Source organism: Amycolatopsis sp. cmx-4-83 (assembly GCF_046548815.1).
In the GTDB taxonomy this organism is placed as follows: Bacteria; Actinomycetota; Actinomycetes; order Mycobacteriales; family Pseudonocardiaceae; genus Amycolatopsis; species Amycolatopsis pretoriensis_A.
Genome location: NZ_JAEBEF010000024.1, coordinates 46,108 through 57,176 on the forward strand (window position 1 = coordinate 46,108; position 11,069 = coordinate 57,176).

The window sequence follows — 11,069 nt, forward strand, 5'->3', positions numbered from 1 at the left end:
TTGCCTGATCCTCTTGTCCTATTACATATGGACTTATATGTTTTAGCCCCGCCAGCACCGAGGAGACAACCGTGCAGGAGCTGAAGCACTACATCGGCGGCGCGTACGTCGAGTCCGAATCGGGCCGGACCGCGGAGATCGTCGACCCGGTCACCGGGCGGCCGTACTGCACCGCCCCGATCGCCGGGCCCGAGGACGTCGACCACGCGCTGCGGGTCGCCGCGACCGCGTTCGAGACCTGGCGCGAGACGACGCCCGCCCAGCGCCAGCTCGCGCTGCTCAAGATCGCCGACGCGCTCGAAGCACGCGCGGACGAGATCGTCCGCGTCGAGTCCGCGAACACCGGCAAGCCGATCGCGCTCACCACCGCCGAAGAGATCCCGATGGTCCTCGACCAGGTCCGCTTCTTCGCCGGAGCCGCGCGCGTGCTCGAAGGCCGCTCGGCCGGCGAATACCTGGAAGGCCACACGTCCTTCGTCCGCCGCGAGCCCGTCGGCGTGTGCGCGCAGGTCACGCCGTGGAACTACCCGCTGCTGATGGCCATCTGGAAGATCGCGCCCGCGCTCGCCGCCGGCAACACCGTCGTGCTCAAGCCGTCCGACACCACCCCGGCGTCGACGCTGCTGCTCGCCGAGATCGCCGGCGAGTTCCTGCCGCCGGGCGTCTTCAACGTGATCTGCGGCGACCGCGGCACCGGCCGCGCGCTGGTCGAGCACGACATCCCCGCGATGGTGTCGATCACCGGCTCCGTCCGCGCCGGCATCGAGGTCGCTCGCAGCGCTGCGAACGACGTCAAGCGCGTGCACCTGGAGCTGGGCGGCAAGGCGCCGGTCATCGTGTTCGGCGACGCCGACCTCGACGCCGCCGCCGAAGCCATCGCCGCCGCGGGCTACTTCAACGCGGGCCAGGACTGCACGGCCGCCACCCGCGTGCTGGTCGCCGACGACGTCCACGACACCTTCGTCGCCGCCCTCACCCGCCAGGCGCGGGCCGCGAAGACCGGCAAGCCCGACGACGAAGACGTCGCCTTCGGCCCGCTCAACAACGCCGACCAGCTCGCGAAGGTGGCCGGGTTCATCGACCGGCTGCCCGGCCACGCCACCGTCCACTGCGGCGGCCATCGGGTCGGCGACGAAGGCTACTTCTACGAGGCCACCGTCGTTTCCGGGCTCGGGCAGGACGACGAGCTGAGCCGGCACGAGATCTTCGGCCCGGTCATCACCGTCCAGCGGTTCTCCGGCGAAGCCGAGGCGCTGAAGGCCGCGAACGCCGTGCAGTACGGGCTCGCGTCCTCGGTCTGGACCCGCGACCACCAGCGCGCCATGCGCCTGTCGGCGAAGCTCGACTTCGGCTGCGTCTGGATCAACACGCACATCCCCCTGGTCGCCGAGATGCCGCACGGCGGGTTCAAGAAGTCCGGCTACGGCAAGGACCTCTCGCTCTACGGCCTCGAGGACTACACCCGCGTCAAGCACGTGATGAGCGCACTGTGAGGCTCGCGATGCCCAACCAAGCACCGTCCGAGACGCGGGACGAGCCCGCGGCGCCCGGAAGCGCGGGGCCGGCCATCCGGCTTTCCGGGCTGCGCAAGCACTTCGGCGACGTCCACGCGGTCGACGGCGTCGACCTCGACATCCCGCCCGGCGAGTTCTTCTCGATGCTCGGCCCGTCCGGCTCCGGCAAGACGACGGTGCTGCGCATGATCGCCGGGTTCGAGCTGCCCACCGAAGGCACCATCGAGCTCGAAGGCCGGGACGTCAGCCGGCTGGCGCCGTTCGAGCGCGACGTCAACACCGTCTTCCAGGACTACGCGCTCTTCCCGCACATGTCCGTGCTGCAGAACGTCGAGTACGGCCTGAAGGTCAAGCACGTCCCGAAGCAGCAACGCCGGGAGCGCGCGCTCGAAGCGCTGAAGACCGTGCGGCTGGCGGACTACGGCTCGCGCAAGCCCGCGCAGCTGTCCGGCGGGCAGCGCCAGCGCGTCGCGCTCGCCCGCGCGCTGGTCAACCGGCCCAAGGTGCTGCTGCTCGACGAACCGCTCGGCGCGCTGGACCTCAAGCTGCGCCAGGCGATGCAGCTCGAGCTCAAGCAGATCCAGCGCGACGTCGGCATCACGTTCGTCTTCGTCACCCACGACCAGGACGAAGCCCTCACCATGAGCGACCGCATCGCGGTGTTCAACGACGGCAGGATCGAGCAGGTCGGCCCGCCCGAAGAGGTCTACGAGCGCCCGGCGAGCGCGTTCGTGGCCGGCTTCGTCGGCACGTCGAACCTGCTCGGCGGCCGCGGGGCCGAGACCGTCATCGGCCGGCCGGGGATGTTCAGCATCCGGCCGGAGAAGATCCGCATCGACGGCGAGCTGTCCGAGCCCGCCGCGGTGGGGGACACCAGCGCGACCGGCACGGTCACCGACGTCGTGTACGCCGGCGCGACCGTGCGGTACGCGGTCGCGCTCGACGCCGGCGGACAGCTTTCGGTCGTCCAGCAGAACACCGAAGGCGCCTTCGCGGGCGGCCGCGTCCGCCTCAGCTGGCGGAACGAGCACAGCTTTCAAGTCCAGTAGTACCTCGAAAGGGTTGCCATGAAGAACAGGAAGACGCGGCTCGCCGGGCTCCTCGGCGCCAGCCTGCTGTTGGCTGCATGTGGCACGTCGGGCTCGAACTCGGCCGCGCCGCCCGGCGCGCAGGGGTTCACCCCGCCGAAGCTGGAAGCGCTGAAGGCGCTCGGGCAGCCGGAAGGCGCGCTGAACGTGCTCGCCTGGCCGGGGTACGCGGAGAACGGTTCGAACGACCCGAAGGTCAACTGGGTGACGCCGTTCGAGCAGCAGACCGGCTGCAAGGTCAACGTCAAGCCGTTCGGCACGTCCGACGAAGCCGTGACGCTGATGAAGACCGGGCAGTACGACGTGATCTCGGCATCCGGTGACGCGTCGCTGCGCCTGGTCGCTTCCGGGGACGCCGAGCCGGTGAACACCGCGCTGGTGCCGAACTACGCCGACGTCCAGCCGTTCCTCAAGGACAAGTCGTGGAACAGCGTGGGCGGCACGGCCTACGGCATCCCGCACGGCTGGGGCGCGAACCTGCTGACCTGGCGCACCGACAAGGTGACGCCGGCGCCGACGTCGTGGTCGGTCGTGTTCGACGCGAACTCGCCCTACAAGGGCAAGGTGATCGCCTACGACTCGCCGATCTACATCGCCGACGCCGCCCTGTACCTGATGGCGCACCAGCCGGACCTGGGCATCAAGAACCCGTACGCCCTGGACGACAAGCAGTTCACCGCCGCGGTGAACCTGCTCAAGCAGCAGCGTCCGCTCGTGTCCGAGTACTGGTCGGACTACCTCAAGGAGTCGCAGGCGCTGAAGAACGCCGACGCCGTCGTCGGCACCGCCTGGCAGGTCACGGTCAACCTGACCAAGGGCGAGGGCGCGCCGCTGGAGTCGGCCGTGCCGAGCGAGGGTGCGACCGGGTGGTCGGACACCTGGATGGTCGCGGCGAAGTCGGCGCACAAGACGTGCGCGTACAAGTGGCTCGACTACATCATCAGCCCGAAGGTCAACGCCCAGGTCGCCGAGTACTTCGGCGAGGCGCCGGCGAACCCCAAGGCGTGCGCGGAGATGACCGACAAGACCCTCTGCGACACCTACCACGCCAACGACGCCGGCTACGCGTCGAAGATCGCGTACTGGACCACGCCGATCCAGCAGTGCCTCGACGGCCGCACGGACGTCAAGTGCAAGGACTACGGCGAGTGGACCAAGGCCTGGACCGAGATCAAGGGCTGACGGTGACATGACCGCGCTCTCGGCCTTCTTCTACCGGAAACCCAAGCTTCGCCTGGGTTTCCTGCTCTCGGCGCCACTGCTCTGGCTCGGCCTGGCCTACCTGGGTGCGCTCGCCGCGCTGTTCGTCACGGCGTTCTGGCACACCGACGCGTTCACCGGCCAGGTCGCGATCGAGTGGTCGCTGGACAACTTCAAGACGTTGTTCAGCGACGCGGTGTACCGCACGATCACCTTCCGCACGGTCGGGATCGCGGCGCTGGTGACGGTGATCGACGCCGTGATCGCGTTCCCGATGGCGTTCGCCATGGCCAAGCTCGCTTCGCCGCGGGCGCAACGGATCCTGGTGATCGCGGTGATGACGCCGCTGTGGGCGAGCTACCTCGTCAAGGCGTACGCGTGGCGCTCGATGCTGTCCGGAAACGGCGCGCTGAGCTGGCTTTCGCCCGGGTACGGCGTCACGGCCACGATCATCACGCTGTCCTACCTGTGGCTGCCGTACATGATCCTGCCGATCTACGCGGGCCTCGACCGGCTGCCGGATTCGCTGGTGGACGCCTCCGGTGACCTGGGCGCCCGCTCGTTCCGGACGTTCCGCTCGGTGATCCTCCCGCTGACGTTCCCGGCGATCGTGGCCGGTTCGATCTTCACGTTCTCGCTGTCGCTGGGCGACTACATCGCGGTGAAGATCGTCGGCGGCACGTCGCAGATGCTCGGCAACGTCGTCTACGACAACATCGGCGCCGCCAACAACCTCCCGTTCGCGGCGACGGTGGCGACCGTGCCGGTCGTGATCATGCTCGTGTACCTGGCCGCGGTGCGCCGCACCGGCGCGCTCGACAACCTCTAGGAGCCCTCGGTGCGGACGTCTCGGGCACTGCTGTGGACGGCGCTGGGCCTCGGCCTGGCGGTGATCTACTTCCCGCTGGTGGTGGTGCTGCTCAACTCCTTCAACGCGGACACGACGTTCGGCTTCCCGCCGACCCGCTTCACGCTGGAGTGGTGGAGCCGCGCGGCTTCGAACGACGGCGCCCGGCACGCGCTGTGGACGAGCGTGGAAGCCGGTCTGGCGGCGACGGCGATCGCGCTGGTGCTCGGCACGATGGCCGCGTTCGCCCTGCAGCGCTACCGGTTCTTCGGCCGCAACCCGGTGTCACTGCTGATCATCCTGCCGATCGCGCTGCCCGGGATCGTGACGGGCATCGCGCTGAACAACGCGTTCCGCACGATCCTGGGCATCGACCTCGGCCTGCTGACGGCGATCATCGCGCACGCGACGTTCTGCATCGTGGTGGTGTTCAACAACGTCGTCGCCCGCCTGCGCCGGATGGGCGGCAACCTGGAGGAAGCGTCGATGGACCTCGGCGCGACGGGCTTCACGACGTTCCGCCTGGTGACGTTCCCGATGCTGCGTTCGGCGTTGCTGGCCGGCGGGCTGCTGGCGTTCGCGCTGTCGTTCGACGAGATCATCGTGACGACGTTCACGCTGGGCACGGGCATGGAGACGCTGCCGATCTGGATCTACAACAACCTGTTCCGGCCGAACCAGGCCCCGATCGTGAACGTCGTGGCGGCGGTGCTGATCGTGGCCTCGACGGTCCCGGTGTACCTGGCCCAGCGCTTGTCGGGCGACACGGCGTCGGGCGGGCGGCTCTAGTGGTGATGTCCAGGGACTGGCCGAGGGATGGGCCTATGCCCTCAACCGGCGGCAAGCCGCCGGTCACCCGGCTGACCGACCTCCCCGGACATCACATCTAGTGGACCGACCGGATGGTGCCGCCGTCGACGCGGATCGTCGCGCCGCTGACGTAGTCCGCCGCCGGGCTCACCAGGTAGCCGACCGCGGCCGCGATCTCTTCGGGACGGCCGAAGCGGCCGACGTCGTTGGGCACCAGCTCCTGCGCCGCGCGCTTTTCGATTTCCTCCCACGAGCTGCCCCAGCCGTGGTCCGGGGCGATGCCGGTGAGCAGCTCGCGCACCGAGTCCACCAGGATCGCGCCGGGGGAGACGACGTTCGACGTCACGCCGGTCCCGGCGAGTTCGCGGGCCAGTGACACCGCGAGGTTGTGCCGCGCGGCGAGCGTCGCGGTGTAGTGCGGCTGCGTCGCCATCGGCTGGATCGCCAGGCCGCCGCCGATCTGGACCACCCGGCCCCAGCCGCGCGAGCGCATGCCCGGCACGAACCGGTGGACCATCCGCACCGCGGAGACGACGTTCGCCTGGTACATCGCGCTCCAGGCGTCCGGCGTCGCCTCGGTCCAGGTGAGGTGGTCGTACGCGCCGGCGTTGTTGACCAGGACGTCGATCTCCCCGGTGGCCGCCGCCACGGCGTCGGCGCCCGCGTCGGTCGACAAGTCACCCAGTGCCACGCCCGCCGCGCCGATCTCCTCAGCGACCTTCCCGGTGCGGGCCGCGTCCCGGCCGTGCACCACCACCGAGGCGCCTTCCGCGGCCAGCAGCCGGGCGATCGCCTCGCCGAGGCCCGCGCTGGAACCGGTGACCAGAACTCGCTTGCCGGCCAATTCGAGGTCCACTGTGCACTTCCCATCATGTCTACACTCGTATACTTACTAACCAAGTCTACACTCGTATACATGAGAGCCCGCAACGCCGCCGCCACCCGCGAAGCGATCCTGAACTCCGCGCTCGAAGCCTTCACCCGCGCCGGGTACGACGGTGTCGGCGTGCGCGAGATCGCCGAGTCCGCCGGGGTCACGGCGATGCTCGTGAACCGCTACTTCGGCTCGAAGGAGGGGCTCTTCGCCGAGGTCGTCGAGGCGGCGATGGCCGAGCGGACCGTGCTGACCGACGACCCCGCGACGCTCGCCGCGGACCTCGCGGCCGCGCTCGTGCGCCGGACCGGGCCGGACGCTGGCCGGCTCGACCCGTTCCTGCTGATGCTGCGGTCCGCGCCCAACCCGCGCGCCGCCGAAATCCTGCGTGCGGGCATCGAGCGGCACGTCGAGAAGCACCTCACCGACGTCCTCCCGGCGACGGCGGGCACCGAAGGCCCGGCGCTGGTCCTGTCCGTGATCGCCGGGTTCTGGGTGCTGCGCACGCTCATCGGCAGCACCGAGCTCGCGCGCGCCGACGAAGCCGTCGTCAAGCGCAAGCTGGAGATGGTGTTCGCCGTGCTACTGGCGGAATGAGTCCGTCGCCGCCCGCAAAGCGGCGAGCACGCCGGGGTCGGTCACCGCGTGGCCGGCGCCTTCCAGCAGCTTCAGCTCCGAGCCCGGCCACGCCTGGTGCAGCTCGTACGCCGTGATCGGGGGACACACCGTGTCGTAGCGGCCCTGCACGATGACGCCCGGGATACCGGCCAGCTTGCCCGCGTCGCGGACCAGCTGGCCGTCGGCGAGCCAGGCGCCGTGGCGGAAGTAGTGGACGGCGAGGCGGGCGAAGGTCAGCGCGAACGCCGGTTCGGCGTACTGGCGGACGAAGGAGTCCTGCGGCACCACCGAAACCGTCGCGCCCTCCCAGGTGCTCCACGCGATCGCCGCACGGTGCCGGACCTCTTCCGACGGGTCTTCGAGGAGCGTGGCGTACGCCGCCAGCGGGTCGTCGCGGAGGGCGGCCGGGAGCGGGGCGAGGAAGGCCTCCCACTCGCGCGGGAACAGGTTGGCCGCGCCGCCGCGGTAGATCCAGTCGAGCTCGCTCGGGCGCACGGTGAACACGCCGCGCAGGATGATTTCGCTGACGCGCGAAGGGTGCGTCTCGGCGTAGGCGAGGGCGAGCGTCGCGCCCCACGAGCCGCCGAAGAGCTGCCAGCGGTCGATGCCGAGGCGTTCGCGCAGGAGTTCCATGTCGGCGACCAGGTGCCACAGGGTGTTGGCGCGCAGGTCGTCCGCGCCCGGCGTCGACTGCCCCGACCCGCGCTGGTCGAACAGGACGATCCGGTACGCCGCGGGGTCGAAGTGCCGCCGGGCCATCGGCGCGATCCCGCTGCCGGGGCCGCCGTGCAGGACCACCACCGGCTTGCCGCCGGGGTTGCCCGCCTCCTGGCACCGGATCCGGTGGCCGTCGCCGACGTCCAGGAACCCTTCGGCGCGCGGGGGGATCGGCGGGTAGAGCTCGTCCATGCCCGTCACTGTGCCGGAGGGCCCCGGCCGTCGCCCCGACACCCCGCCGCCAGGGGCCGGGACGACGACCAGGAAAGGTGGGAGCCCGCCCCCGCCGCCGGGCTGAGCGGGCTCCCGCTCGGGGGGCGTCAGCCGCCGCGGGGAACCGTGGTCCGAAGAGAGGCGCCGTCGGGGTGGTCACGACGGCCGGCGATCCGCACCCGCATTCCCGTCCTCCTCGTCGAGGTTCGTTCCGTTGCGTCGTGGCGGCGACGGGCTAAACGCTAAGCCACGAGTCGAACACCAGTCAAGAACATGATTGATGTTCATGCATGTGAACGCCCGCTGTGAGGACGCTGAGTGTGCCCATCCCCCTTGCCCGGGGTTAACGAATGGGCCGGTACTTTCCGGTGTCGGCCTTGCTCGAAAAGGGGACGGAAAGGCACGGAATGTCCGCGGTGACCTATGTCGAGGCGATTGTCGTCGGCGCCTTGCAAGGGGTGTCGGAATTGTTTCCGGTGTCCAGTCTCGGCCACAGCATCCTGTTGCCCGCCTGGCTCGGCGGACAGTGGCAGCGGGACCTGAGCATCGGGAAGGATTCGCCGTACCTCGCGGTGCTCGTGGCGATGCACGTCGCCACCGCGCTCGCGCTCGTCCTGTTCTTCCGCAAGGACTGGATCCGGATCATCGGCGGCCTGTGGACGTCGATCCGCCACCGCGAGGTCCGCACCCCCGACCAGCGCCTCGCGTGGCTGCTCGTGCTCGCCACGGTCCCGGTCGGGCTGGCCGGGTTGCTGTTCGAAGGACTGCTGCGCGACTTCCTCGGCAAGCCCGTCCCGGCGGCGATCTTCCTGACGCTCAACGGCGGGGTGCTCTACGCCGCCGAGAAGTTCTCGCACCGGAAGCCGCCGGGCGACGACGACACGGTGGACTTCTCGACCGAAGAAACCCTCGTCATGCGGGCGGTCACGGTCGAGGAGAAGACCGACGTCCGGCTGGCGAAGCTGGGGGTGGGCGAGGCCGTCCTGATCGGCGCGGCGCAGATCTTCGCGCTGCTGCCCGGCATCAGCCGCTCGGGCATCACGATGGTCGCCGGCCTGCGCCGCGGCCTGGGTCACGAAGACGCGGCGCGCTTCGCGTTCCTGCTCGCCACGCCGGTGATCCTCGCCGCGGGCGTGCTCAAGATGCCGACGCTGTTCGCCACGGAGAACCACGCTTCGCTCGGCCCCGCGCTCGTCGGCAGCGTCATCGCCGGGATCGCTTCGTACATTTCTGTCCGGTTCCTCACCGGATACTTCGAAACGCGCACTCTGACCCCGTTCGCCATTTACTGCGTGCTCGCCGGAATCGGCAGCCTGATCTTCTTCGCCGTCTGACGTGCTCGACGTCCCGGCGCTGCTCGCCGTGCTCGTTCTCGGCACGCTCTACGTCCGCGCGGCGCACGGGCGCGGGTGGCCGCGCGGCCGCACGACGGCGTTCCTCGCCGGGCTCGTGACCGTCTTGCTGGTCACCTGCTCACCGCTGGCCGTCTACGACACGACGTTCTTCTGGGTCCGCGCGGTCCAGACGGTCACGCTGCTCATGGTCACGCCGCTGCTGCTGGCCCTGGGCGCGCCGATCCGGCTCCTGCTCGACACGCGGCCCGCGGCCTGGCTGCGGCGCCACGGCCGCGGAAAGGTGGCGCGGGCGCTGACGTTCCCGCCGGTCGTCACGCTGACGCTGGTCGTGCCGGTGCTCGTGCTGTACCTGACCCCGCTCTACGACCTGGTGCTGCGGTCGTCGCTCGCCGACGGCCTGGTCCGGCTCGCGCTCGTCCTGTCCGGCTTCACGTACTTCTGGACCCGGCTCGGCCTCGACCCGACCCCGCGGCGCGACCCGCACCTGGTGTCGGTGTGGATCGCGTTCACCGAGGTGATCTTCGACGGCGCCCTCGGCCTGGTCCTGTGGCTGGGCCCGCTGCTCGCGCCCGCGCACTACGCGGCCGCCCACCCCGGCTACGGCCCGGACCCCCGCACCGACCAGATCATCGGCGCGGGGGTGCTGTGGATCGGCGGTGACGTCGCCGGCCTGCCGTTCGTCGTCGCGTTGTTCGTGCGGTGGGCCCGAGACGACGAACGGCGCGCGAAGCAGATCGACGTCCAGCTGGACGAAGCGCCCGCGACCGGGCTGTGGTGGGAGAACGACCCGGCCCTCGCCGAGCGGTTCAGGAACCGGGGTTAGTCGTGGAACGCGTGTTCCGGCGCCGGGAACTCGCCGCGGCGCACGTCCTGGGCGAACGCCGTCGCCGCGTCCTGCAGCACCGTCGCCACGTCGGCGTAGCGCTTCACGAACCGCGGCGCCTTGCCGCGCCGGAGCCCGGCCATGTCCTGCCAGACGAGCACCTGGGCGTCGCAGTCCGGGCCCGCGCCGATGCCGACCGTCGGGATCTTCAGCTCCGCCGTGACGCGCTTCGCGGCTTCGGCGGGCACCATCTCCATCACCACCGCGAACGCCCCGGCCTCCTGCAGCGCCAGCGCGTCGGCGAGCAGCACGTCCGCTGCTTCGCCGCGCCCCTGCACCCGGTAGCCACCGAGGTTGTGCTCACTCTGCGGGGTGAACCCGATGTGGCCCATCACGGGCACGCCCGCCGACGTCAGCGCCTCGACGTGCGCGGCGAACCGCCGCCCGCCTTCGAGCTTCACGGCGTGCGCGCGGCCCTCCTTCATGAACCGCACCGACGTCTCCAGCGCCTGCTGCGGCGAGAGCTGGTAGGAGCCGAACGGCAGGTCGGCGACCACGAGGGCCCGCTTGACCGATCGGGTGACGGCCCGGACCAGCGGCAGCAGCTCGTCCACCGTCACCGGCAGCGAAGTGTCGTAGCCGAACACGTTGTTGGCCGCGGAGTCGCCGACGAGCAGCACGGGGATCCCGGCCTCGTCGAAGAGCGCCGCGGTGTACATGTCGTACGCGGTGAGCATGGGCCACGGCTCGCCGCGTTCCTTGAGCTCACGCAGGTGGTGCACGCGCACCTTGCGGCCCGTCGCCGGCTTGGTGCCGGGTCCGGTGCCGTAGGGGGCCGCTTCTTCGGCGGGCCCGTTCGCGCTCGGGGGGTCCAGGGGGGCTTGCCCCCCGGCTGGGGTTCGGGGCTCGGCCCCGAAGGGCACCGTGGCAGACATCGTCGTCGACCGTCCTTCCCTCGAGGCCTCGGTGAGGTCCCCGGGTCGTGGAGCAGGGGCGTCTCAGAGCGTGGC

Annotated in this window: 11 protein-coding genes; 8 read left to right on the top strand and 3 right to left on the bottom strand. The window is 70.4% G+C overall.

From position 1 onward, the window contains the following. Window positions 1-71: 71 nt before the first annotated feature. From ACLJQM_RS47310 to ACLJQM_RS47330, 5 genes are read left to right on the top strand one after another with little or no spacing between them, the layout of a single operon-like run. Window positions 72-1,493, top strand: coding sequence for a gamma-aminobutyraldehyde dehydrogenase (locus tag ACLJQM_RS47310; RefSeq protein WP_410636562.1), 1,422 nt, complete (start codon window positions 72-74; stop codon window positions 1,491-1,493). Window positions 1,494-1,501: 8 nt separating this feature from the next. Then, window positions 1,502-2,563, top strand: coding sequence for an ABC transporter ATP-binding protein (locus ACLJQM_RS47315; RefSeq protein ID WP_410636563.1), 1,062 nt, complete (start codon window positions 1,502-1,504; stop codon window positions 2,561-2,563). 18 nt (window positions 2,564-2,581) lie between these two features. Beyond that, window positions 2,582-3,784 (top strand): ABC transporter substrate-binding protein, encoded by a 1,203-nt coding sequence (locus ACLJQM_RS47320; RefSeq protein ID WP_410636564.1) that lies wholly within the window; start codon window positions 2,582-2,584, stop codon window positions 3,782-3,784. Between the two features lie 7 nt (window positions 3,785-3,791). Further along, on the top strand, window positions 3,792-4,631 hold the full coding sequence (locus ACLJQM_RS47325) for an ABC transporter permease (RefSeq protein ID WP_247014407.1): 840 nt from the start codon (window positions 3,792-3,794) through the stop codon (window positions 4,629-4,631). 9 nt (window positions 4,632-4,640) lie between these two features. Continuing rightward, window positions 4,641-5,438, top strand: coding sequence for an ABC transporter permease (locus tag ACLJQM_RS47330; protein ID WP_247014406.1), 798 nt, complete (start codon window positions 4,641-4,643; stop codon window positions 5,436-5,438). Window positions 5,439-5,535: 97 nt separating this feature from the next. Here ACLJQM_RS47330 and ACLJQM_RS47335 read toward each other — a convergent pair whose 3' ends face one another. Next, window positions 5,536-6,315 (bottom strand): SDR family NAD(P)-dependent oxidoreductase, encoded by a 780-nt coding sequence (locus ACLJQM_RS47335; protein WP_410636565.1) that lies wholly within the window; start codon window positions 6,313-6,315, stop codon window positions 5,536-5,538. A gap of 60 nt (window positions 6,316-6,375) precedes the next feature. Here ACLJQM_RS47335 and ACLJQM_RS47340 point away from each other — a divergent pair, with 60 nt between their 5' ends. Then, the gene (locus ACLJQM_RS47340; RefSeq protein WP_410636566.1) at window positions 6,376-6,930 is read left to right on the top strand and encodes a TetR family transcriptional regulator; all 555 of its coding nucleotides are present in this window, start codon (window positions 6,376-6,378) and stop codon (window positions 6,928-6,930) included. On the opposite strand, the gene pip is transcribed toward ACLJQM_RS47340, so the two are convergent. Then, a complete protein-coding gene (gene pip / locus ACLJQM_RS47345; RefSeq protein WP_410636567.1) occupies window positions 6,916-7,860 on the bottom strand; it encodes a prolyl aminopeptidase in 945 nt (314 codons plus the stop codon). The two genes, ACLJQM_RS47340 and pip, sit on opposite strands and share 15 nt — an antisense overlap. A 428-nt stretch (window positions 7,861-8,288) precedes the next feature. Between pip and ACLJQM_RS47350 the strand changes: the two genes are divergently transcribed. Beyond that, on the top strand, window positions 8,289-9,215 hold the full coding sequence (locus tag ACLJQM_RS47350) for an undecaprenyl-diphosphate phosphatase (protein WP_410636568.1): 927 nt from the start codon (window positions 8,289-8,291) through the stop codon (window positions 9,213-9,215). 1 nt (window position 9,216) lies between these two features. After that, a complete protein-coding gene (locus tag ACLJQM_RS47355) occupies window positions 9,217-10,059 on the top strand; it encodes a cytochrome c oxidase assembly protein (protein ID WP_410636569.1) in 843 nt (280 codons plus the stop codon). Here ACLJQM_RS47355 and panB read toward each other — a convergent pair. Beyond that, entirely contained in the window at window positions 10,056-10,994 is a 939-nt protein-coding gene (gene panB / locus ACLJQM_RS47360) for a 3-methyl-2-oxobutanoate hydroxymethyltransferase (RefSeq protein WP_410636570.1), read from the bottom strand. The genes ACLJQM_RS47355 and panB overlap by 4 nt on opposite strands. Window positions 10,995-11,069 lie beyond the last annotated feature (75 nt).